Raw genomic sequence first — 24,214 nt, 5'->3', positions numbered from 1 at the left:
CCGCCACGATCAATATCGCCGACCAGAATGACGGGCACACCAATGGCCTCGGCAAAGCCCATATTGGCAATGTCGGATGCGCGCAAGTTTACCTCGGCCGGGGACCCGGCGCCTTCGATCAAGACAAGGTCGGCATCACGTGCCATAACCTCGAAGCTTTCGACCACCTTGGGCAACAGATCGCGTTTGAGGCGATAATAATCGCGCGCCTTGGCACTGGTCATGACTTTGCCCTGCACGACCACCTGCGCGCCGATATCACTTTGCGGCTTCAAAAGGACAGGGTTCATATGGATGGATGTCGCAACACCCGCCGCACGTGCCTGAAGAGCCTGCGCACGGCCGATCTCGCCACCGTCATCGGTGACAGCAGCGTTATTGGACATGTTTTGCGGTTTGAACGGGCGCACCCGAAGGCCCCGACGCGCATAGGCCCGGCACAATCCGGCCACCAGCAAGGATTTCCCGACATCGGAACCGGTACCTTGCAACATCAGGGCGGGAACGGATTGCACACTCATTCCGGTTTCAAAACTTTCTTTCAGATGATCAAGCCGGATCAGAATTCAACGCCGATCTGTGCCTTGATGCCCTGTTCACGGAACGGGTGTTTGACCATTGTCATTTCCGTGACCAGATCGGCCGCCTCGATCAAAGTATCCGGGGCGTTACGCCCGGTCAGGACAATGTGTTGATCTGGCAATTTGTTGGCGAGTGCTTCAAGCACGTCATCAAGCGGCAGGAAATCATAGCGCAGAACGATGTTGATCTCGTCCAGGATCACCATCGAATAGCTTGGATCACGTAGCATTTCCAACGCCTTGCCCCATGCTTCGCGCGCCAGTGCGACATCCTGTGCGCGGTTCTGGGTTTCCCAGGTAAAGCCCGCCCCCATGGCATGGAATTCACAAAGATCGGGGAACTTTTTCAGAAGCTTTGCCTCGCCAGTTTCCCAGCCACCCTTGATGAACTGGACAACGCCGACTTTCATGTCATGGCCGACACAGCGCATCGCCATGCCAAAGGCGGAGGATGACTTGCCCTTGCCCTTGCCGGTATGGACAATGATCAGGCCCTTTTTGTCGATCTTCTGGGCCATCATCTTGTCGCGCGCGGCCTTGATTTTCTTCATTTTTTCATCATGGCGCGCGTTAATATCGACGTCTGGCTGGCTTTTGTCGGTCATTGTTTCTTCCCTTTGAAATGCCGCCACAGAATGCAGCGAAAGCAGCTTGGGCTCAAGGGCAGTTTTGCGGTGTCTGATCAAGGTCGATGCGCGCAATTATGCCCTGAAATCCGTGCGCGTCCGCAGCCGGGCAAAAGGCCATCGCATCTGCGCCTTCATCAAGATATTCGACGGCAAAAACAGGCTTTCCTTGATCAACATAGGGGTCAAATTCCCCCATAAAGCCAAGGCGGTAAGCTGACTCCAGAAGGGCAAAATCCATCCGGTCGACCAGATCTGGTACAAGGTCAGCAGCATTTTTCTGCCCGATGGCAAGGCCACGTATATGGGCCTCCTTGATGAGCCAGTTCACATAGCGCAGCTGATCGGTGCGCGAAATGTCAAAGCCTGTCGGCTTGCTGCTTTGGTCGGCTTCATAGGCGTCTATGTTGTCAGGCTCAATTGCCAGAAACCCCTTGTCGCGGCACAGATCAAGACGTGCCCTGATAACATCGACAAAGCGTTCAAACCGGCTGATATCAAGCCAGTTTTCGCCATCCCACCCCCAATAGGGCGCACCAATCACATCGCTTGGAAAGTCCTGCGCATCATCGCGCCAATCCTCGACCGCGCCGACATTGACATAACAAATCGGATAATGCCCGGCAGTACGCCATGCGGCGACCTGATCAGCTGATATATCGAAAAGATCCCCGCCCACGACCCGGATGGAGGGATCGACGTCAAGCACCCCTTGCAGTTGCCAGTGGAACGGTCCGGTCGGGACAGGCGCCCAATCCTTACCATCCGCGGCTGTTGCGGGTGTTCCCTGCCAAAGAAGGCCGACGAAGGCCAAAGCCGGGAGCCACGGGAGCCAAAAGAATATTGAAATCAAGTTCTTCACGCGATGTGCCTGCCCTGAGATATTGGGCATCAAGTTTGCCCGCATGCCTGCCTTAAGACAATCCCGCAAAAGAAAAGCGCGACCCCAAGGATCGCGCTGTTCCTTTATCTTGTGACTGCAAACCAAAGCCACTCGGCGTTACATGCTGGCACTGTCGCCGGTGGTCAATCCAAGATCGCCAGTCACCAGATCAGCCCATTTATCGGGTTCACGCATATCGATATTGCGCAATTCCGGGCGGCGCATCCGGGCCTTGTTAAACAGTTGCAGACGATCACCGGGTGACATGCGGCGCAAACGATGCAGGGCCTTGCGAACGGCGTCGTTGCGCGCTGCTGCCGGACTCTGGAAGCTTTTCTCAACCAACTCTAGGCGTTTTTCCAGCCAGTCGCGGCTGATTGCGACCTGTTCAATGAGAGTTTTGAATTCACGCACCACCGGGAAGTGATCCATACGCAGATGGGCAACAGCAATGGCCGTGCGCCAAACCTGGCGTTCGACCCCTTGCAGGTAGCGCCAGTAAATCTTCACCTTGGCGTTGATTTCAAATTTGGTCTGATCGGGACCCGGAAGATGGTGGGCAAGCTCTGTCATGCCAGCATGAAACTCGTCAAACGTCACTGGCCGGTGCACACCGTTAAAGTGTTCGCGCACGTCCAGCACTGCGCGAATGGCACCACGCGCCGGGCGATAGCGTCCATCGCCGTGCAAGTCCGCACGCAACCATTCAGGCATGTCAAAGTCAGAAAGCAGGAAGTTGACGATATCTGCATGCCGCCCATGGGCGGGTATTGGAGTTTGCAGATAATCAGGCAAACGAACGTTGGTCTTGATATCCATCGCGGCCTCCGATCTGTTCAATCAACCTGCTTCCCATGCAGGCGATCCGATAGGGGTGCCCCGTCCCTCACAACTTATTAACAGTTGGTTAATTGAGATATGGTGCGAAAACGTAACGTTTCAACTGCCCGGTTTGTTCCCACGGTAAAATTCCCGTGATTCCAATGACAAGCATCAGTTGACAGATTATGGCACCAGATCGGCGGAAACACTGTTGCGGCGCGGCTGCCACAGCCCGCGCTCAATTGCCTCACGCAGGCGGTCCTTGATATCTTGAAGCGCGTCAGGATTATGATCGGCGATGAAATCGCGTACCTCTGCATCGCCAAGATAAGCGTCATAGACCAGATCAAAGTGATGATCAGCGACGCAACGTGCTGTGGCAGCAAAGGCAAACATGTAATCGACTGTTGCCGCCATCTCGAACGCGCCCTTGTAGCCGTGGCGCATTACCCCCTTGATCCATTTGGGGTTCACCACACGCGCCCGAACAACACGTGCAATTTCTTCTTCGAGTGTCCGGATCTTCGGGCTTTCGGGACGGGAATGGTCGCTGTGATAAACCGTTGGCTGCTTGCCTGATAAACTACGCACAGCCGATGTCATTCCGCCTTCGAACTGATAATAGTCATCGGAATCCAGCAGATCATGTTCGCGGTTATCCTGATTGTGGACAATCGCATCGACCTTACTGAGGCGGGTTTCAAACAGATCGCGTGCCGCCGTGCCTTCGGCACCGTTGCCATAGGCATAGCTGCCCCAGGCAAGGTAGGCATCGGCAAGATCGTCTTCATCTTCCCAGAGTTTTTCATCAATCATCGCCTGCAAACCGGCCCCATAGGCGCCGGGTTTGGAACCAAACACCCGGAAGCCCGCTTGTCGGGCGGCCTGATCCTGATCCATTCCCTTTGCGCGAAGTTTTTCGGTTTCGGTCCGCACACGCACGGCAATCGGATTGGCGTCATCGGGTTCATCAGCTTGGTCGGCCACCGCCCTTACTACACTGTCAAACAGATCTATCAGGCCGGGAAAGGCATCGCGGAAGAAGCCAGAAATCCGCAAGGTGACGTCAACACGCGGACGCCCCAGCACCGATGCCGGCATGATTTCAAAACCGGTGACCCGGCGTGATGCACTATCCCAGGTCGGGCGTACCCCCATCAGGGCAAGCGCCTGCGCGATATCATCGCCACCAGTACGCATATTGCTCGTACCCCAGACCGAAAGCCCCAGCGCCGCTGGCCATTCGCCGTGATCCTGCACATGGCGTTCCAGCAGCAATTCCGCTGATTTCCAGCCCAACTGCCAGGCCGCCGGGGTTGGCACGGTACGGGTATCAACCGAATAGAAATTGCGCCCGGTCGGCAACACATCCGGCCGGCCGCGGGTCGGCGCGCCAGATGGTCCGGGTTCAACGAACTTGCCTGCAAGACCCCGCAAAAGGCCTTCGACCTCGGCCGGGCCGCAACCAACAACCGCCGGGCGAATATTCATTTCGATATCAGAAATAACGTCACAGATGGCTGGCCACGCCGGATCGGCCTTCACCGTTCCCCTGACCAGATCACGTGCCAAAAGCTCGATCCGTTCCACGGTATCGCCGGTGGTGCGCCATGGTCCGATATCTTCGCCGTCATAGTGCGCGAGTATTTCGGGCTTGGCGCCCGGCCAGAATTCGGCAAAGGCGCAATCAAGCGGATCAAAGGCAGGATCATCAAGGATATCCCTGGCAATCGCACGATGCAGGGATGCCTTGGGGCCGGTGTCCGCACCACGCGGTAGCCGTGCAAGTGCGACCAGAAGATCGGTCAAAAGATCGCCATCCGGGGCCTTGCCATAGATATGCAACCCGTCACGGATCTGCAGTTCTTTCAGTTCGCACAGATAGTTATCAAGCTTGGCCAGTGCGCTTTCTTCGTCCTCGCCCACCTCGATGCCGCAATCACGGTCAAGGCCGATGCGGATCGCCAGTTCAAGGATGTCGCGTTTGAGGATCACAAGACGGCGGGGATCAACCGCGGCAGCATCATAGTATTCATCGACCAGCGCTTCGAGATCCTTGAGCGGCCCATAGCTCTCCGCCCGGGTTAAAGGCGGGGTCAAATGATCAAGGATCACCGCCTGGGCGCGGCGTTTGGCCTGTGTGCCTTCACCCGGATCATTGACGATGAATGGATAGAAATGCGGGGTCGGACCAAAAACGGCCTCCGGGAAGCAATCCTTGGACAGCGCCAGCGACTTGCCCGGCAACCATTCCATATTGCCATGCTTTCCAAAGTGAATGATCGCATCGACGCCAAACACATGACGCAGCCAGATATAAAAGGCGAAATAGTTGTGCGGCGGCACCAGATCGGGCGAGTGATAGCTTTCAAGCGGATCGATGTTATAGCCACGCGCGGGCTGCAACCCGATCACCACATTGCCAAGCGGCAGGATGGAAAGCGCAAAGGCATCCTGACCCGCCAGATAGAACGGATCATTCATTGGGTCGCCCCAGGCCTCAATTACCTGATCCCGGATGGCCGGTGGCAGCGCATCAAACGCCTTTTGGTAGTCCGTGCGAGACAAGGTCACGCGAATTTCGCGATCAGCAAGGGATTTGAAATCGTTGGTCGGCCCGGCCTTGATCGCAGCAATCAAGGCGTCGCCATCTTCCGGCAGATCATTGATACTGTATCCTTCGCCCTGCATCGCGCGAAGTGTTTCGATCATGCCGGCCGGGGTATCAAGCCCGACCCCGTTGCCAAGGCGGGCATCCTTGTTGGGATAGTTCGCCATGACCATCGCCACCTTGCGCGAAGCAGTATCCGATTTGCGCAAGCGTACCCAGTTGGCGGCAAGCTCGGCAGTAAAGGCAACACGATCACGGACCGGGATGTATTTCACCAGATCAATCTGGGTCAGGTCATCCTTGCCAGCCGATCCCTTGAACGACACAGCACGTGAAAGGATACGGCCATCGACTTCGGGCAGGGCGACATTCATCGCAATATCACGCGCGGCCAGACCATTCACACCTTCACGCCAGGCTTCTTCGCCACCACCCGACAGCACCACCTGAAAGACCGGGGCATCCACCGCGTCAAACGGACCATTTTTTCGTTCTGATCCCGGAACAGATATCGCAAACCCGGTGGTATTCAGGATCAAATCCGCACTGGTTTCTGCCAGCCAGTCCTCGACCAATGCCGCTGCCACCGGATCCTTGAGACTGGCGACAAAAATTGGCAATGGATTCAGACCATTGGCACAAAGTTCCTCAACCAGCGCGTCAACAACATCCAGATTGGCGGCCTGTACCAGTGAACGATAGAAGATAATCGGCGTAACCGGTTGATTTTCAATCCAGTTAACCCGGATTTCATCAAGGCTTGCCTGCGCCTTGCCGGGCCAATAGCCCCCGGCCTTGACCAGTGGCGCGGCAGGTGACCAGTTCCAGTTCACGCTTGAATTTAAGTTTTCGTATATAAGGCGAAGTAAATTCTCGGAATTTTGCGGTCCGCCCTCGATCAGGTAACGCCAGATATTCTGATATTCGCGCCCCTTGACGGTCGAAAGCGACAAAAGTTCTGCATCGGGTTGATCATCGCCGGGCAACAGGACCAAGGGAATGTCTTTGGCACGCGCAAGGGCAACCAGTTGTTCGATACCGTAATCCCAATAACCGCGCCCGCCCAGAATGCGAACGATGATGAATTTGGCATCGGAAAGCACATCTTCGATATAAAGATCAACTGACATGTTATGGCCAAGCTGCAGCAAGCTTGCCAGACGCAAGGACGGGGTTTGATCGCCGAATGCATCCACTAGACGCCCTTGTGCCCCGGCAAGGCAGGCCAGCTCAGACTCGGCCGCAGACAGGATCACCACATCGCCGGGTTGCTGTCCAAGGTCGACGGCCTCGCTGCCATCCGTGACCATTCCGGGCTGGGCTGCCAATAGATGCATTTGGGGATCCGTATTCTTGCGTCGTTACGTCGAAAAGGCGACCAAGACCGGATGTAAAAATCCATCCGGTCTCAGCCAAGTTTCATCAGGTCGAATGGATTCAGGCGGCCTTGATGGCGGCTTCAATCGCTGCACGGTCCAGACCATGCAGACCAATCACGACCAGTTCGGAACGGCGGGTTTCGCCATCCGCCCACGGACGGTCGAAATAGCGCTGGAAACGTTCGCCAACCCCCTGAACCACATGGCGCATCGGTTTGCCCGGCACATCCAGGAATCCCTTGATCCGCAAAACATCAAATTGGCGCACAACATCAATCAGGCGCTTCTCAAGCGTCGCCGGATCGCTGATCGCATCAAGCGAGACAACGAAACTGTCGAAATCGTCATGGTCGTGTTCGTGACCATCGTCATGATGGCTCGGTCGGCTATCAAGGTCATCCTCGGCAGCAGCCCCCAGACCCAGCAGGATGGCATTTTCCACCCGTGAATGGTCAGTTGCGATAATCTTGACCGACGGCTTTTTCAATTCTGCACGGATATCGGCTTCGACCTTGCTGCGTTCAGCATCGGTCAGAAGGTCCGTCTTGTTCAGAACCACCATATCCGCACAGTGAAGTTGTTCTTCGAACAGTTCCTCAAGCGGGCTTTCATGATCCAGATTGTCATCGGCTTCGCGCTGGGCCTGTACCGCGTGATGATCATGGGCAAAAAGACCATCGCGCAACGCTGCACCATCAAGAACGGCTACCACACCATCAACCGTCACACGCGACCGGACTTCGGGCCAGTTAAACGCCTTTACCAAGGGTTTTGGCAGGGCAAGGCCAGATGTTTCGATAACGATATGGTCAGGTGGTGTTTCACGATCAATCAGGTTCTGGATGGTTGGCAGAAAGTCATCTGCCACCGTGCAGCAGATGCAGCCATTGGCCAGTTCAACCACATCATCTTCTTCGCAACCTTCGATACCGCAGCCATTGATGATGCCGCGATCCACACCGAGATCGCCAAACTCATTGATAATCAGCGCAATGCGTTTGCCATCAGCATTTTCCAGCATGTTGCGGATCATCGTTGTTTTGCCTGCCCCCAGAAAACCGGTAATGACGGTTGCGGGGATTTTGCCCAATTGTGCCATTTGTAAAGTCCTTAAAATTCAATTCTTTATGTTGCTATTTGACCTGCATCGGTATGCCGGCCACCACAAGGGTCACCTTGTCGGCCAGTTCGGCGATGCGTTGATGCAGGCGCCCGGCATGATCCCGAAAGGCCCGTGCCATCGCATTTTCCGGCACGATGCCAAAGCCGACCTCGTTTGAGACCAGAAGCACCGGCACAACAAGTTTCGGCACCAGATCGCAAAGGGCCTCAGTCTCGGCGTCAATATCGCGGTCTTCGAGCATGAGATTGGTCAGCCACAAGGTCAGGCAATCGACCAGAACCGGTTTGCCACCCGTGACATTACAGGTCTGTAAGGCAGCGCAGAGTTCAAGCGGTTCTTCCACTGTCTGCCAGAGATCGCCGCGCGATTGTTTGTGAAGATCGATGCGGTTGGCCATTTCATCATCCCAGGCCCGCCCGGTTGCGATATATGTGCCACCACCTGCGTGATTGATAATGTTTTCGGCAAACCGGCTTTTGCCGGATCGCGCCCCACCAAGGATCAGATGCGTCCCGCCAGAGGGGCCGTCAGGGGGTAAAATCTGGGTCATCCCGTTTATTCCTCGCCATGGCCTCCCACCGAGGCCCGATTGCGTCGCCACCTTCTAAAGAATAGTGACACCTTCGGCAGGTTTCCTGGCTGCGGGCATGAAAGCGGTCCGCCTTCCCGGTTGCCCGGTGGCTGGTCTGGCGCCACGCGCCGACCCGGATCGCCCAACCCGATACAGTTGCGGGGGCAGCATCGGCCTTGCACCGATTTCCCATCACCGAACGGTGCGCCGAACCTAGCAGGTTTGCCATAAATGCCAAAGGTCAATCTCGGCCCTTCAAGCTGTCTGATACACACGACCTAACCGGAAGGTCAGTATTTGTAAGAATTGTCTGCTTGAGGGCCCCTACCATTTCAGACAACATCAAGACGTCGCGCTGAAACTACAGACGGAAAAATCCGCAATCTCGCGCAAAACCGGGAACAAAAGAACAAGCACCCGGCTGGCAGCAGAAAAATCTGCGCCAAAACTCTTGGGGTAATCTGGAAGTTTGTGAGCACAAATGGCTATACGGTCTCACCTATTGAAAATCCGACAGTCGACTGCGCCAACCTGGACCACTTCCTCTCGCAAGGACATGTGGCTGGGATTGCTTGGTCGCCTGAACAGTCCGGACAGATCCTTTCAGGACTTCCTGGAAGAATATGCGATTGAGGGCGAAATCACGCTGGCACGGCGCGACGTTCGGGAAATTTTTGCTCAGGATGCCTCGAAGGGGGTGATCGCCTCCATCATCTGGTCCCATGAACGCGGCATTCGCGTGAACGCATTATCGCTGCTTGTTCGCGATATGCCGACGCTTGTAACGCTGATGTCGATTTCCGACTTCGGGAACGATGAATTGAACGAATTGCTTGCGCAGCCGGGCATTTCCGTTCCGACTGCCAGCAAGATGCTGTCTGCCTGTGGCAAAACCTATTGCGGTATGCCAGCTGCCATCATTGACGACACCATCATTCAGGCAATCGAAAGCGCATCCTTTGCGGCGGATTTCCCGAATGTCGCCAAATTGCGGGCCAAATCACGCAGCCGACCTGTCCCGTATTATCAGGCCTATCTGCGCGATGTATTCGATATTTGCGAAAACCATGACCTTGAGCCGGATATGGTGGACCGCTATCTGGCTGAACACGCGCTCGATGACATGGCATCGGACATCGAACTCGCATCCGCATAGGGACGAAACCTTAAAATCGCTGATTGACCGCGGTCACACGCCAGCCGGGTTCGTCGACATCGTCGATGAATTCAAGTTTGGTCAAACCCAACGTATCGACATGAAAGGCCAATGCCGTTTCAAGCGACAAGCCCAAGGCATTGGCCAATATGGCGCGCACCGTCCCGCCATGAATGACAGCCACGATATCGCGACCGGCAAATGCATCATTTAACCGGGAAAAGACCGGACCAACACGCCCGACAACATCGGCGAAACTTTCACCCTTCGGGGGGTGCTGCCGGGCGAAATCGGTCCAGAAACGCGTTGTTTCACCCTTGGGCAAATCGTTCCAGTTCTGCAGCTCCCAGTCACCAAAGTGCTGCTCGGCAAATCCGCTTTCTGCCTGCAACGCATGGTCTGCTTCCATGAAACGTTGCAGGCTACGCGCCGTATCCTGTGTACGCGACAGGTGGCTGGTCACCCACGTCGCAGATGCTGGCAATTGCCGGGCAAGAGTGTTGATCGCCTTTTCATCGGAAAGATCCGCTGGCATGTCACTTTGGCCATAAACCAGACGTTCGGGGTTTTGGACCGGGGCATGACGCACCAACCACCATCTTGTTGTTTTCATTGGGTTCGTATCCCCTTTTCTTGCCCAGATCGTCAGATGACCGCGACAAAGGCAATTCCGACAAAAAGTTCGCTTAGCAACTGGGTTGCGCCCAAAACATCACCCGTCTGGCCACCGATTTGCCATTTCGCCACCATCGCCACAAGACCAACAGCCAAAAACGCACCAGCCAGAACCACAACGGTTGTGGCCAAACCCGTCAAAACGAACGCCAGGATCGCAGCGATGAGCACCGCAAGCCCGACCATCATCAGGCTTGGTGTTCCCGCACCTTTGCCCAAACCGTCGTTACGCGCAGGGGGCAGGATATGCATCATGATCGGCATGGCTGCACGCGATGATATCGCCATAACCAGAAACAGGATCGCAGCCTGCCCGCCGTCACCGGCCACAGACATCAGGACAAGTCGCAGCCCAAAACACAAGATAAGGGCGACGACGCCATAGGTACCGATTTGACTGTCGCGCATGATTTCCAGTTTGCGCGCACGTTCAAACCCGCCACCAAATCCGTCCGCGCAGTCAGCCATACCGTCTTCGTGCATGCAGCCAGTCAAAAGCACCATGCCTGCCAGGGCAATGATCGCGAATATCAGGATATTTTCCGTCAATTGATAAACCAGCATCGCTGGCAGCATGGCAAATCCGGCCAGCAACAACCCAACCAGTGGCCAGGACCAGACGGATCTTGCAATCAGCTCGGCGCGGAAATCGTCAATTCCATGCACCGGCACACGGCTTAGCAAGGCCAAGGCACGCCAGAAATCAGAAATCACAGATGTCTTGACTGGTGCGTCAACGGCGGCGTTCGCGCCATCATTTTTCGATGAATCTGCGCTTTGCATATTTGTTTCGTTTTGGTTATGATCTTTGGATATCATAAATTTCCGATTTTCAAACTGGCAATCTGCCACGCCCGGGCCTAGTTTGGGCTGACTTTCTGAGCCGTCTTAGACAACTGGTTTCCGAGCCTAATCATTCCCATCCCGGAAGCCAAGCGGAACACACGACAGCCAGGACCCAGGCACCTTTGCCGCCAGCCGGAGACCCACATGTTCAACCCGAAACACCCGCCACAAAACCTTGAGGAAATTCGCGCCATGCTGGCCGAACTTCCCGATGTCGATCAGGATGCACAGGCCGCCGTTGCCGAACGCGAACCAACATTGACCAAGCCTGCTGGATCGCTTGGACGACTTGAAGATTTCAGCATGTGGCTCGCCGGGTGGCAGGGAACATCGCGCCCGCGCATGTCACGCCCCCGTGTTACGGTCTTTGCTGGCAGTCATGGTGTTGTTGCACAGGGCGTTTCGGCCTTCCCGGCCAGTGTTAACCAGCAGATGGTCGAGAACTTTATTAATGGCGGGGCTGCAATCAACCAGATCTGCAAGTCTGTCGATGCAGAACTTCGCGTTATGGAAGTCGCACTTGAAGTACCGACAAACGATTTTGCCAATGAACCTGCGATGGATGACGAGGGCTGTGCCGAAGCGATGGCTTTTGGCATGAGCGCCATCGAAAAGGGACTGGATCTTTTTGTGCCCGGCGAAATGGGCATTGGCAACACCACGTCGGCCGCCGCCATCGCCCACGCGCTTTATGGCGGAAATGCCAGCGACTGGACTGGTCGCGGTACCGGGATTGATGACACAACCCTTGACCGCAAAACGCGTGTTGTGGGTGATGCGATCATCCTGCACAAGAACCAGATGCATGACGGTTTGGATGTTCTGCGCTGTGTCGGGGGACGTGAAATTGCGGCCATGGCCGGTGCGATCATTGCGGCACGCTTTTCGCGGGTTCCGGTTTTGCTGGATGGTTATGTTTCATGTGCCGCAGGCGCGGTTTTGGCAGCGATGCGCGCCGATGCACTTGATCACTGCCTGATCGGGCATGTATCGGCAGAACCGGGCCACACCCGTCTGATTGATAAACTGGGCAAGCAGGCGCTGATTGATTTCGGCATGCGCCTTGGCGAAGGGTCGGGGGCGGCACTTGCCATTCCGCTTTTGAGGGCGGCTGCTGAATGTCACACCGGTATGGCGACATTTGAAAAGGCGGGAATTGATGGCAAGGACGGTGCCTAAGCCAGCTGATGTCATCACAAGAACCAAATAGCGCCGCGTTTCCGGCGCTATTTTTTTGTTCGTTCGTTCATCAGATGCTCCACATGGCGGCCCTGGAACATGGTGATATTGATCGAATGACCAAACTTGATGGCACGTTCATCATCGCAACGACACAGAATGACACGGGTGTCACCTGACTCGGCCACGGCCGCACGCATGGCTTCGCGATGCTCTTCATCCATGTTTTCCATTTCCGGATCCCACAGCATCTTGATCATATCAACGCCAAGCTTGTTACGATTGATATAGGGCAGCGACAGGTAACTGATGCCATCAATGCAGATGCGGTAACCGCGATCCCGACAGAAATCCCGTGCAAAGAAGAATGCGCCCAAATCAGCAAAGATATCGATCTTCTGAAGTTCCAGAACGATTGTTCCGCGCTGACCTGCCTTGACGTTACTGTCAAATGTCAGGAAGTCCGGGGACAGCAATGTTGATACGTTCAGATTGATACTGACAGAGCCAGTCACCGATGCATCATTGGAGCGCGTTAAAAGCGACAACATGCGTCGATCAAGAATTTCTGTCAGATGCTGAAACAGCCAGCGGTTTGACAACACATTGACATCGGGCAGCAGGGTTTCCTGCAGATCCTTGATTGAAATGAACAATTCATGGAAAACCGGTGTCGGGTGGGCATCACCAACCACGGCACAAATCGCCTGGCGGCGCATCAGGTTGGACAAATCGGCCCGGCGCAGGGATTCATCGATCCGGCCAAGGATCTTTGGCGTCAGTGGCGCACGGTCATCGCTAAGTTCCGGATGGTCATTGTGACGCTCGGCCGCCTTGCTTACCACCTTCGGGCGATTGGCATTCGCGCGCACCAGCATCTGAGTCAGATGCAGGAATTCCTTATATTGCTGGCCGACATCGTAATAGTCGGTGAAGGTTGCCGGCGCGCCGCTTTCATCCTTGCCGTCACTGATCAGCGGATCGTCATTGAACAGGAATTTCAGGCGGAAAATGACCGCATTCACCTCGTCCATCTCGGCGGCATCAAAGATGAAAATCAGGTCCTGGTTCGACAGCGTAAAAATGCGCCCGGTTACTTCCGGTACAATTTCTTCAAAAGCGGTAATCGCGGTTCTGATGTGATGGTCGCGGCGGTTAAAGGGCAACAATTTGGAAAAATGCACATGAATCGCGCCAACGCCTTCCTTGCGCCGCTCAAGGCGTCGCACATAGTCAACGAGGAAGGCTTCGGGCGATGGAATTGAGCTATCAGACATAAATGCAATAACCAGAAGATTGTTTTGACGGAGTAACAGCCGCTAACCTGCCCGAACCACGATAACGCCGGTCCATTAACAGGTTATGTATTTAGCATTCATGGATATTGAAACCAAACGCGAATATCGGGCAATTTCAGACATGTCGACCAATAGATAAGTCGTAGCTTTCCACCAACCAAGCTGCTAGTTTCAGCCCGTTTTGATATCAGAGCGATAAGGTTAAAGACGATATGTGGCGACATATGCACATGTTTAGCCCCTTCCGGTCTTCGAATATTTCCGCGATCTGATTGCGAAACACGGCCGAGACGAATTAGCGAGCAGGACCTGACTTATCCATGGATATCAAAGCCTTTTTCGACAGTGAGTTTGACGAGCATCTTGATCTGGTCAACAAGACTCGCGAAGCCACGCGCGATGCCTTTATCGAACTGGTCGAGATTTGCACCGATGCGCTTAATGACGGCAACAAACTGCTGTTCTTTGGCAATGGTGGGTCGGCTGCCGACGCCCAGCATATCGCCACTGAATTCACGGTTCGCTATATCAATGATCGCCGCGCGCTTCCGGCGATTGCGCTGACCACCGACAGCTCCGCCTTGACCGCAATTGGAAATGATTTCGGGTTTGATCACCTGTTTTCACGTCAGATCGAGGCGCTTGGTAACCCCGATGACGTTGCAATTGGCATTTCAACATCCGGTAACAGCAAGAACGTCAATCTTGGTCTGGCAAAGGCCAAGGAAATGGGGCTGATTGCAACCGGCTGGACTGGCAAGACAGGTGGCGACATGGTTGGTCTGTGCGACCCGCTTATGATCGTTCCCAGCAACACCACCGCGCGCATTCAGGAAATGCATATCCAGATTGGCCAGATGCTGGTCGGTGCCCTTGAACACACACTTGGCCTGACGAAAAAATAACTGGCAGACTGCCAAAGTCGCCCGAATACTCTGACAGAACAAAGAATTGCGACCATGACCGATCTTAGCCATCTGGCCCAACAGGTTGAACAACTGACCGACGCCAAGGTCCTGTGCATTGGCGATGTCATGCTTGACCGGTTTGTTTATGGATCAGTCACGCGCATCTCGCCCGAAGCGCCCATTCCGGTCATCCGGGTTGAGCGCGAAAGTGCGATGCTGGGCGGGGCGGGCAACGTCACACGCAATGCCACGGCCCTTGGCGCATCCGTTCAGTTCCTGTCGCTTGTCGGCGATGATCTGCCCGGTCGGGAAGTCATGGAATATGTTGCACATGACAAAGGCGTTGAGCCCTATATCCAGACCGAGCGCAACCGTCCGACAACGATCAAAACCCGCTATATCGCGGGCGGGCAGCAATTGTTGCGATCTGACAATGAAACGACGGACGACATCGCGCCAGCCACCATCAGCAACCTGTCCGCTTTGGCCGGGCAACTGGCACCGGATGTCGCGGCGATCATCCTGTCTGACTATGGCAAGGGTGTCTTGCATGCCGATGTTGTGGCCGCCGCAATCGAAGCAGCGCGTAGCGCGGGCAAGCCGATCATTGTCGACCCCAAAGGTAGTGATTACAGCATCTATCGCGGGGCAACGGTGGTCACACCGAACCGCGCAGAAGCCGAAGCCGCAACCGGTATTGCCGTAAATAGCGACGAAGATGCTGTCGCCGCCGCGACCAAGATTATCACCGAATGCGGCATAGAGAACGTTCTGCTTACCCGCAGCCAGGATGGCATGACCCTTGTCACCAAAGATGGCGATGCTTTGCATCTGCCAACCGAAGCCCGCGAAGTCTTTGACGTTTCCGGCGCTGGCGACACGGTGGTGGCCTGCCTTGCATCAGCTGTGGCAGCAGGATCAAGCCTTGCCGATGCCGCGCGCATTGCCAATGTTGCCGCAGGGATCGTGGTTGGCAAGATCGGGACCGCGGTTGTTTACCCTGACGAGCTCATTTCCACCCTGCATCATCATGACCTGATGATCGGGGAAGCGAAACTGATGCCACTTGATCGCATGGTCGATCGTGCAGAACGCTGGCGGCGCAAGGGATACACAGTCGGCTTCACCAATGGCTGCTTTGATCTGCTGCATCCGGGGCATCTCAGCCTTCTCAAACAGGCACGCGCAAGTTGCGACCGTTTGATCGTCGGGCTGAATTCCGACGCGTCGGTCAAACGCCTTAAGGGTGACGCACGACCGGTTCAATCCGAAGCCGCACGTGCGGCCGTGCTCGGATCGCTTGAAACCGTCAGCGGGGTGGTGATCTTTGGTGAGGACACGCCGATTGAACTGATCTCGGCGATCAAGCCAGACATTCTGGTCAAGGGCGCGGATTACACCATTGATAAGGTTGTTGGGGCCGAAATCGTTCAGGCCTATGGCGGCAAAGTTGTTCTGGCCAATCTTGAAGACGGCTTTTCCACCACATCGACCATCGCCCGGATGAACAAAGGCAACGACTAATCGTCCTGCCCCAAACCGTTCTTTTCCGGCCAGGGTGAGATCATCAGATCTGGCCAGATTGTTTGCCACCGGGCAACCTTGGCCTCATAGACCGTTTTTACCGGTAGAGCCGTGTTTGGGATAACCCGACCTTCCATCACGGCCGACAGACCAAATGGTGCATATATGCGATAGGCATCGATACCGTCTTTGTCCGCATCCTTGCGCACGCCAATCGCACTTGTCTGATAGGCAAATCGATCAATCCCGTCACTGGCAGCAGTCACAGCCCCATAGGGCACCCCGAATTTTTCCGGATACCAGATCGGTACCCGCGCCTGATTGCGAATCTCGATTGAAACCGGAATATCGGAGAACAGTTCAGCGCCTTGGGCGATCACATGATCTTCGGCCAGCCATGACGTATCGGGATCGAAATAAAATAGATCATAGTCGGCAATATCAGATTCCGGGACGCGATTGGCCTTGATGTTCCAGATGGTTTGGGCAAGGCATCCGGCGGTTAGCCACCAGTCTTTAATTCCGAAGGCTGAAAACCGATCGAGAATGATTTTGTTGGTCCGATTTTGCAGGATGCCTTCAAGGAACTCGCGGTCCAAAGGAATTTCATTGGCGCGTTGCCCGGCACTCATAGTCCGACCCAGATCACTTTGAGAATAATCGGCCAGGCACCGTTGATCAGACACGATGTGGTGAATAGCCGCAGTGCACGGTCGATATCGCTTGCGGCAAGGTCGCGGCGACCATCGCCGATATAGGGATCATCAACCACTTCACTGCCATATTGGCGCGGTCCGGCAAGGGCGATTTCAAGTGCCCCGGCAAAGGCGGCTTCCTGCCACCCGGCGTTGGGGGATTTGTGTTTTTTGGCATCCGACAGCATGGTCTTCCAGGCAGCCTTGCCACTGGTTTTACCCCCGATGAATGCGGCAAGACAAATCACGCCTCCGGCAAGTCGTGCGGGGATAAAGTTCGCGACATCATCAAGGCGCGCGGCGAAGCGCCCGAAATAAAGATAGCGCTGGTTACGATGACCAATCATCGAATCAAGCGTGTTGATCGCCTTGTAGGCGCAAATACCAATCGGCCCGCCGACCACATACCAGAACAGCGGGGCGACCACCCCGTCAGAAAAGTTTTCAGCACAGCTTTCAATCGCTGCCCGGCTGACCCCGGCCTCATCAAGCGTATCGGGATTGCGTCCGACAATCATTGAAACCGCTTTGCGGCCGCCAGCAATGCCATCTTTCTTAAGCGCAGCTGATACGGCCTTTACGTGTTGATAAAGGCCCTTTTGTGCAATCAAAACCGCGACCAAAAAAACTTCTGGTGCCCTGAAAACGTCGCCAATTGAGGAAACAAACTGAACCAGACCACCAGCTGCGGCCGCAACGGCAATGACAGCCAGGCTGGTAACAGTCCCACGAAGTAACCGATCGGCATTGCTACGATCTGGGCGGTTCAGGCGTCTTTCAAACCACGCGATCAGATTTCCGACCCAGACGACCGGGTGTCCGATCCGCGAAAACAGCCATGGGAAGTCACCAAACACCGCGTCCAACACCAGCGCCAGCACCAGCATGGTAAAAAGCGGCCCGAAAAACGCAGGTTCCGGGATCAGAAAATCGGTAAATGTCGGTTCCATTGCCGCAATGTGCGCGGTGATCGCCAGAGCGTCAATCAGAATGACGGCGTGTTGGGTTAAGTGCCGGTCACAGCAGAGAATTTGCCATCAGGTTTTCGGTTTGCTAGAAATATTTCATACGAAATTTTATTTTATCATACAGCTTCATGATTAATCCTGCCTGTCCTGAACAGCGTAAGGCAAACCACGGTCCTGACACCTACTGGACCTGACCACAAAAACCGGCAACAAAAAAGAAAGTCCGATCACCGCCCCACAACATCTTCGATACCCGGCCATTACCGGCCCACAATAAGTAGTATTTTCCTCACCCAGACCCCTTGCACATCATCTTGGCGTAGCTGCCGCTTGCATTCCGCAGGCCAATCGGTGAAAACGGGGGTGGCATCGGGTACCGCATGGCAAAAATGCCGTGCGAATTACACCATCTGAGAGAGACAAAGGAGCAGCCTTTTATGTCCCCCAAAGGCGCAGTAATGATTTGCGGTCACGGTTCGCGCGACGAGCGCGCGGTTTCACAGTTCAACGCCATGGTTGAAGCGATGAAACAAACCCATCTGGCCGAATACGATGTCGAAAGCGGCTTTCTCGAATTTGCCCACCCGATCCTGCGTGATGGCTTTGAAAAGCTCAAAGCCATGGGCCACAAGAAGATCTATGCCCTGCCAGGCATGCTGTTTGCCGCCGGTCACGTCAAAAACGACCTGCCGAGCGAAGTGAACAATTTCGCTCATGAAAATCCCGATATCGAAGTGCTGTTTGGTCGCGATCTTGCCATTGATCCAAAGCTTCTGATGGCGGCAAAGGAACGTATCGAAGAAGCTCTTGAAGGTGCTGATGACAGCGTAGATCGCAAAGACACCCTGTTGATGGTGGTCGGGCGCGGCACCAATGACCCGGACGCCAATTCCAATGTCTATAAGGTTGCCCGTATGCTTCAGGAAGGCATGGGCTTTGGCCGTACCGAAATCAGCTATTCCGGTGTTGCCCATCCGCGCGTCAATGCGGGCCTGCGCGAGGCGATGAAACTGGGATACAAGCGCGTTGTCGTTTTCCCGTACTTCCTGTTTGCCGGCATTCTGATTGACCGTATCTATAGCCATACCGATGAAGTCGCGGCTGAATTTGGCGATGTTGAATTCATCAAGGCAGGTTACCTCAAGGATCATCCGATGGTGCTTGAAAGCTTTGCCGAACGTCTGGCCGAGATTGATACCGGCGACAACAACATGAACTGCCAGCTTTGCAAGTATCGCGAGCAAATCATTGGCTATGAAGGCGATGTCGGCACCCCTCAGGTCGGCCACCATCACCATGTGATGGGCATCGGCACCGACGGGCATAGCCATGATCATGGGCACCACCACCATCATGGCCACAGCCATGGGCATCACCATCACGGTCATGGCCATGATCACGGGCACAGCCACGCCCATGATCACGACGATGCAAAGAAACCGACCGGTTCCTGACCGGTCGATCCCTGTCCCCTGAAAGGCGCGGCAATGTTTGACTATCTGCGTGACCCGCAGGAAATCTATGCCAAAAGCTTTGCGACCATCGAGGCGGAGGCAAAGCTTGCGCGCTTTTCAGAGGATGAACGCCCAATCGCCATACGCATTATTCATGCCTGTGGCATGGTTGAAATGGCTGACCAGATTGCCTTTGGCGGGGATGTTGCCCGCACCGCAACCGCAGCACTCCGGGCCGGAAAGCCCATCCTGTGTGATGCGGAAATGGTCCGACATGGCATCATTTCCCGACTTTTGCCCACCGAAAACGAGGTGTTGTGCACCTTGAATGACGGCGACACACATGGTCTTGCGGCCAAGCTGGCAACCACGCGCTCTGCCGCTGCTGTCGAGGGCTGGAATGATCATATCGAAGGCGCAATAATCGCCATTGGCAATGCCCCGACCGCACTTTTCCATTTGCTTGAAGCCATCCATGACGGCCGCATGGCCAAGCCTGCCGTGATCATTGGCATGCCCGTCGGGTTTGTTGGTGCGACCGAAAGCAAGGAAGCCCTGATTGCGCACGCAAACGGCATTCCTTTTGTCACGCTGCGTGGCCGGTTTGGCGGCAGTGCGGTGACCGCGGCCACAGTCAATGCATTGGCGCGCATGGCACGTGACGATGGTTCCACACCCGACGGTACGCTTGAGCGCAAGAAAGGCGGGTTGTCATGAATGAACAATCCCCGATCAAGGGCCGGATCACGGTTATTGGTATTGGCGAGGACGGGTATGATGGACTATCGCCGCTTGCCCGCCAGATCCTTGAAAAAGCCAGCATCATCTTTGGCGGCACGCGCCATATAGCCATGCTGCCCGGCACCAACACCGCGACCCGGAACAAGTGGATCACCCCGTTCGAGGCCAACCTGCCGCTGATTGAAGATTGCCTTGATCAGAACCCGGTGGTTCTGGCCAGTGGGGATCCGATGTATTTCGGTGTTGGCAATACACTGATCAAATATTTCGGAACCGAACCGGTTCATGCGATCCCGGCACCTTCGAGTATTTCACTGGCGGCTTCGCGCCTCGGCTGGCCCCTTGCAGATTGTGATGTCATTACCCTGCATGGTCGCGATCCGGAAAGCCTGCGCGCCCATTTGCGCCCGCATGGCAAGCTGATCGCGCTGAGTGCTGATGGATCAACCCCCGCTCTGGTTGCTGTCATGCTGTGTGAGGCCGGTTTTGATCAAAGCCGTATGTCGGTATGCGAACGGCTTGGTGGTCCGGAAGAACGCATTACCACCCAGACCGCACAAACATGGCAGGCACGGGCAACATCCATGCCCGATATCAAACCGATTGATCCGCTCAACCTGATCATGATTGATCTGGAAGCCGGACCAAATGCCAAACCACTGCCCAAGGGCCCCGGTCTTCCTGATGATGCCTTTGTCCATGACGGCATGATCACGAAATCCGAGATCCGCGCGCAAACGCTGTCCTCGCTCGCCCCGTTCAAGGGTGGCGTGCTTTGGGATCTGGGGGCTGGATGTGGATCCATATCGATTGAATGGAAACGCATGGGTGGTCTGGCGGTTGCGATTGAACGCGACGCTGAACGCTGCGCCCTGATACAAAAAAATGCCATCCGGCTTGGCGTACCAACCCTGGCAGTCGAACAAAAATCCATCGAAGAGGCCCTTAACTTTGCTGATCGCCTGCCCAGGCCTGATGCCATTTTTATCGGCGGCGGGATCACCATTGATGGTCTGCTTGATACCTGTTGGGATTTGCTACCGCGTCATGGTCGGCTGGTCGCCAACACCGTAACGCTCGAAGGCGAAGAAAAATTATTACGGTTTTACAATAAAAACGGTGGCAGCCTGACGCGCCTGTCGGTTTCCCGGCTGGTGCCGCGCGGCGGCTTCAAGGGTTGGAGCAATCTGGCCCCGGTCACCCATTACCTTGGAGTAAAAGCATGAGCAGTGCGGAACGTCCCGCAACGCCCCTTACGGTGGCCGGAACGGCCTATGGGCTTGGCATAGGACCGGGCGAGCCGGACCTGATCACGCTCAAGGCCTATAACGTTCTGCAAAAGGCCGATGTCATCGCCTATCCAGCCCTGGAAGATGGCGTCAGCCTTGCACGACAGATCGTAGATCCGCACATCCCGGAAGGCCGCATTGAAATCGCCATTCGCATTGAAATGGGCAAACCCGCCGATCCGGTCTATGACGCCGCTGCACTTGAGATCGGCAAGCATCTGGCAGATGGCAAAACTGTTGCTGTGCTGTGCGAGGGGGACCCGTTCTTTTATGGCAGCTTCATGTATCTGTTTGGCCGACTGGCCGAAGCCGGATATCCGGTCAAAACCGTGCCGGGCGTCAGTTCGATGATGGCCTGTGCAGCCCAGCTTGGCGCGCCGCTGGCAGCCAAGAATGATGTGCTGCAAGTCATTCCCGGTCCGCTTGATGCTGATCGCCTGCGCGAACAGCTGGCCAAAACCGATGCGGCGGCAATCATAAAACTGGGCCGTCATTTCGCGAAGGTCCGTGATGTGATTGATGAGCTGGGCCTGACTGATCGGGCGCGCTATATCGAGCGTGCGACACTTGAAACCCAGAAAATGGTCCCGCTTGGCGATTTGCCAAGTGATGCAAAGGCCCCGTACTTTTCCATGATCCTGATCCACCGTCGCGGAGACGCATGGCGATGACCGCCCAACACAACAATAACAATCCCGTATTGCCGACCGATCCGATTGCCCCGATTGCGGTGGTCTGCCTGACCCAGCGTGCGCTTCCGACTGCGCGCAAGATCGCATCCAGCCTGCAGGGTGCGACCGTCCATGGCCTGCGTACACGTGTTTCCACCCGCGACGTTGATTTGGCCTTTGACGATACCATTGCACATCTGCAACAAACCTTTTCGACCGGGCATGTCATCATTGGTGTGTGCGCATCGGGCATTCTGATCCGTGCGCTTGCCCCGCTTCTCAGCGGAAAGTGGCAGGACGCAGCCGTGATTGCCGTCGATGAATCCGGCGACACCTTTATCCCGCTTCTGGGCGGGCATCACGGGGGTAACCGGCTGGCGCGCGATCTGGCAGATCGGCTGGGTGGCTTTGCCGCCATCACCACGCCGGGCGATGCGATGCTGGGACTGGCCCTTGATGAACCACCAGCAGGCTGGAAACTGGGCACACCCGAGACCGTAAAACTAGCAACCGCTGCACTGCTGGCCGGTGCATCTGCCCGCCTTGAGATTGAGGCCGGATCAGCTGCGTGGCTGACCAACAGTGCGATTGCCCAATCTGATGACGGCAGTGTCGTGATTACCGCCACTGCGCGCGCAACCGATGAATCCGATACCAGCGATGCCGGACCGGAAACCGCAATCACCTATCACCCGCCGGTCCTGGCACTTGGTGTCGGCTGTGAGCGCGGCTGCCCGGCCGATGATCTTTATGATCTGGTGATGGAAACACTGGCTGGTCAGTGCCTAAGCCCGAAGGCCATTGCCTGCGTCACCTCGATCGATCTAAAGGCCGATGAGGCCGCAGTCCACGAACTTGCCAAACGTCTGGGCGTTCCGGCCCGGTTCTTTGATGCCCAAACCCTTGAGGCCGAGGCAGGCCGTCTGGTGACGCCATCAGACGTCGTGTTTGCCGAGACCGGCTGTCATGGTGTCGCCGAAGGTGCGGCACTGGCCACGGTCGGTCCGAACGGCAAGCTGATTGTCCCCAAACACAAGACCAAGAAGTCCACCTGTGCCGTCGCCCTGTCACAAGATGACATCATCCCCAAGAAAGTCGGCAAAGCGCAGGGCAGGCTTTCGATTGTTGGCATCGGTCCGGGCCAGATCGGCTGGCGCAGCCCAGAGGCCACCGCCCTGATCGGTCGCGCAACCGATATTGTCGGTTATCAGATGTACCTTGATCTGCTTGGCCCGCTGATTGACGGCAAGGATTGCCATCATTCCGATCTTGGCGCCGAAGAAGCCCGCGCGCGCCACGCCCTTGAACTGGCCGCGACCGGCAAGGACGTTGCCCTGATCGGGTCGGGGGATGCCGGCATTTATGCGCTGGCAACGCTGGTGTTTGAGCTGCTGGATCGTGAAGATCGCGCGGACTGGAACCGGGTCGCGGTTCAGGTATCACCCGGTATTTCCGCCCTTCAAGCGGCGGCATCACGGATTGGCGCGCCGCTGGGGCATGATTTCTGTGCGATTTCGCTATCTGATCTTCTGACACCGCGCGAAGACATCCTGCGCCGTCTGAAATCAGCGGCCGAGGGCGATTTCGTGATTGCGTTCTATAACCCGGTTTCCAAACGCCGCCGCGATCTTCTGGCCAAGGCGCGTGATATCCTGCTTGAACACCGCAATGAAGACACACCGGTGGTTCTCGGCCGTCAGCTTGGCCGCCCGGACGAAGAAATTACAGTCGTTCCACTTGCGAAACTAGAAGTCGATATGGTCGATATGCTGACCACTGTATTGGTCGGATCGAGCAACAGCCGCCACATCACACGTGGTGAGAACGAATGGGTCTATACCCCGCGCGGCTATGCCAAAAAGGGCCCGGATGCGGCTAAAGCGCCGGTTCACAGCAGCACTGACACTTCCAAAAACGACACTTCCAAGAAAGGCGGGGCAGAATAATGACTGTTCATTTCATTGGCGCCGGTCCTGGCGCCCCGGATCTGATCACTGTGCGCGGCCTGCGCCTGATCGAAAAATGCCCGGTCTGCCTCTATGCCGGATCGCTGGTGCCCGAAGAAATCGTGACTGCGGCCCCCGACGGTGCACATGTGGTCGATACAGCGCCCATGAACCTTGATGAAATCATGGCCGAGATCGAGGCCGCCCACGCCAAGGGACAGGATGTTGCACGCGTTCATTCCGGTGATCCGTCAATCTATGGCGCAAT

Annotated in this window: 22 protein-coding genes and 1 riboswitch; of the genes, 10 read left to right on the top strand and 12 right to left on the bottom strand. The window is 55.8% G+C overall.

The window, feature by feature from the left end; genetic code table 11:
- The 7 genes from B2R48_RS05235 to cobU form a co-directional block, all read right to left on the bottom strand.
- On the bottom strand, positions 1-521 hold a 521-nt coding region (locus tag B2R48_RS05235; protein WP_296998526.1), incomplete at its 3' end, for a cobyric acid synthase.
- Positions 522-559: 38 nt separating this feature from the next.
- Positions 560-1,186 (bottom strand): cob(I)yrinic acid a,c-diamide adenosyltransferase, encoded by a 627-nt coding sequence (cobO, locus tag B2R48_RS05230; protein WP_062957381.1) that lies wholly within the window; start codon positions 1,184-1,186, stop codon positions 560-562.
- A 52-nt stretch (positions 1,187-1,238) separates the two neighbouring features.
- Entirely contained in the window at positions 1,239-2,099 is an 861-nt protein-coding gene (locus B2R48_RS05225) for an endo alpha-1,4 polygalactosaminidase (RefSeq protein WP_296998524.1), read from the bottom strand.
- Between the two features lie 108 nt (positions 2,100-2,207).
- Positions 2,208-2,909, bottom strand: coding sequence for a hypothetical protein (locus B2R48_RS05220; protein ID WP_296998522.1), 702 nt, complete (start codon positions 2,907-2,909; stop codon positions 2,208-2,210).
- A gap of 186 nt (positions 2,910-3,095) precedes the next feature.
- Positions 3,096-6,860 carry a cobaltochelatase subunit CobN gene (cobN, locus tag B2R48_RS05215; protein WP_296998520.1) on the bottom strand — a complete coding sequence of 1,255 codons (3,765 nt, stop codon included), beginning with the start codon at positions 6,858-6,860 and terminating at the stop codon, positions 3,096-3,098.
- Between the two features lie 100 nt (positions 6,861-6,960).
- Positions 6,961-8,001: a cobalamin biosynthesis protein CobW gene (gene cobW, locus B2R48_RS05210; RefSeq protein ID WP_062957177.1), complete on the bottom strand. Its 1,041-nt coding sequence runs from the start codon at positions 7,999-8,001 to the stop codon at positions 6,961-6,963.
- Between the two features lie 34 nt (positions 8,002-8,035).
- Positions 8,036-8,575: a bifunctional adenosylcobinamide kinase/adenosylcobinamide-phosphate guanylyltransferase gene (gene cobU / locus B2R48_RS05205; protein WP_062957176.1), complete on the bottom strand. Its 540-nt coding sequence runs from the start codon at positions 8,573-8,575 to the stop codon at positions 8,036-8,038.
- 58 nt (positions 8,576-8,633) lie between these two features.
- A riboswitch (cobalamin riboswitch) is annotated at positions 8,634-8,823 on the bottom strand.
- 275 nt (positions 8,824-9,098) lie between these two features.
- Here cobU and B2R48_RS05200 point away from each other — a divergent pair.
- The gene (locus tag B2R48_RS05200) at positions 9,099-9,752 is read left to right on the top strand and encodes a hypothetical protein (protein ID WP_249742235.1); all 654 of its coding nucleotides are present in this window, start codon (positions 9,099-9,101) and stop codon (positions 9,750-9,752) included.
- A gap of 10 nt (positions 9,753-9,762) precedes the next feature.
- Here B2R48_RS05200 and B2R48_RS05195 read toward each other — a convergent pair whose 3' ends face one another.
- A complete protein-coding gene (locus B2R48_RS05195) occupies positions 9,763-10,365 on the bottom strand; it encodes a histidine phosphatase family protein (protein WP_296998517.1) in 603 nt (200 codons plus the stop codon).
- A 32-nt stretch (positions 10,366-10,397) separates the two neighbouring features.
- The gene (cobS, locus tag B2R48_RS05190; protein WP_296998515.1) at positions 10,398-11,210 is read right to left on the bottom strand and encodes an adenosylcobinamide-GDP ribazoletransferase; all 813 of its coding nucleotides are present in this window, start codon (positions 11,208-11,210) and stop codon (positions 10,398-10,400) included.
- 207 nt (positions 11,211-11,417) lie between these two features.
- On the opposite strand from cobS, the gene cobT reads away from it, so the two are divergent.
- Entirely contained in the window at positions 11,418-12,452 is a 1,035-nt protein-coding gene (cobT, locus tag B2R48_RS05185) for a nicotinate-nucleotide--dimethylbenzimidazole phosphoribosyltransferase (RefSeq protein ID WP_296998513.1), read from the top strand.
- Positions 12,453-12,499: 47 nt separating this feature from the next.
- Here the strand turns inward: cobT and B2R48_RS05180 are convergent, their stop codons facing one another.
- Positions 12,500-13,729 carry a hypothetical protein gene (locus B2R48_RS05180; protein WP_062957172.1) on the bottom strand — a complete coding sequence of 410 codons (1,230 nt, stop codon included), beginning with the start codon at positions 13,727-13,729 and terminating at the stop codon, positions 12,500-12,502.
- A gap of 341 nt (positions 13,730-14,070) precedes the next feature.
- Here B2R48_RS05180 and B2R48_RS05175 point away from each other — a divergent pair, with 341 nt between their 5' ends.
- Both B2R48_RS05175 and rfaE1 read left to right on the top strand, forming a co-directional pair.
- Entirely contained in the window at positions 14,071-14,655 is a 585-nt protein-coding gene (locus tag B2R48_RS05175; protein WP_296998510.1) for a D-sedoheptulose 7-phosphate isomerase, read from the top strand.
- A 54-nt stretch (positions 14,656-14,709) separates the two neighbouring features.
- The gene (gene rfaE1, locus B2R48_RS05170) at positions 14,710-16,182 is read left to right on the top strand and encodes a D-glycero-beta-D-manno-heptose-7-phosphate kinase (protein WP_296998509.1); all 1,473 of its coding nucleotides are present in this window, start codon (positions 14,710-14,712) and stop codon (positions 16,180-16,182) included.
- Here rfaE1 and B2R48_RS05165 read toward each other — a convergent pair.
- Positions 16,179-16,814: a nucleotidyltransferase family protein gene (locus B2R48_RS05165; protein ID WP_296998507.1), complete on the bottom strand. Its 636-nt coding sequence runs from the start codon at positions 16,812-16,814 to the stop codon at positions 16,179-16,181. The genes rfaE1 and B2R48_RS05165 overlap by 4 nt on opposite strands.
- Positions 16,811-17,827 carry an adenosylcobinamide-phosphate synthase CbiB gene (gene cbiB, locus B2R48_RS05160; protein WP_296998505.1) on the bottom strand — a complete coding sequence of 339 codons (1,017 nt, stop codon included), beginning with the start codon at positions 17,825-17,827 and terminating at the stop codon, positions 16,811-16,813. Before cbiB ends, B2R48_RS05165 begins: the two co-directional genes overlap by 4 nt.
- 455 nt (positions 17,828-18,282) lie before the next feature.
- On the opposite strand from cbiB, the gene B2R48_RS05155 reads away from it, so the two are divergent.
- From B2R48_RS05155 to B2R48_RS05130, 6 genes are all read left to right on the top strand, one after another.
- Positions 18,283-19,299, top strand: a complete 1,017-nt coding sequence (locus B2R48_RS05155; protein WP_296998503.1) for a sirohydrochlorin chelatase — start codon at positions 18,283-18,285, stop codon at positions 19,297-19,299.
- A 33-nt stretch (positions 19,300-19,332) separates the two neighbouring features.
- Positions 19,333-20,016 (top strand): precorrin-8X methylmutase, encoded by a 684-nt coding sequence (locus tag B2R48_RS05150; RefSeq protein ID WP_296998501.1) that lies wholly within the window; start codon positions 19,333-19,335, stop codon positions 20,014-20,016.
- Positions 20,013-21,266, top strand: a complete 1,254-nt coding sequence (gene cbiE, locus B2R48_RS05145; RefSeq protein WP_296998499.1) for a precorrin-6y C5,15-methyltransferase (decarboxylating) subunit CbiE — start codon at positions 20,013-20,015, stop codon at positions 21,264-21,266. Before B2R48_RS05150 ends, cbiE begins: the two co-directional genes overlap by 4 nt.
- A complete protein-coding gene (gene cobI, locus B2R48_RS05140) occupies positions 21,263-22,000 on the top strand; it encodes a precorrin-2 C(20)-methyltransferase (RefSeq protein ID WP_062957165.1) in 738 nt (245 codons plus the stop codon). Before cbiE ends, cobI begins: the two co-directional genes overlap by 4 nt.
- Positions 21,997-23,946, top strand: a complete 1,950-nt coding sequence (gene cobJ, locus B2R48_RS05135) for a precorrin-3B C(17)-methyltransferase (RefSeq protein ID WP_349676143.1) — start codon at positions 21,997-21,999, stop codon at positions 23,944-23,946. The genes cobI and cobJ overlap by 4 nt, the downstream gene beginning before the upstream one ends.
- On the top strand, positions 23,946-24,214 hold a 269-nt coding region (locus B2R48_RS05130; protein ID WP_296998494.1), incomplete at its 3' end, for an SAM-dependent methyltransferase. The genes cobJ and B2R48_RS05130, both read left to right, overlap by 1 nt.

This window comes from Thalassospira sp. UBA848, assembly GCF_002295455.1.
Taxonomy (GTDB): Bacteria; Pseudomonadota; Alphaproteobacteria; order Rhodospirillales; family Thalassospiraceae; genus Thalassospira.
This window is presented reverse-complemented; position numbering and strand designations above follow the sequence as displayed.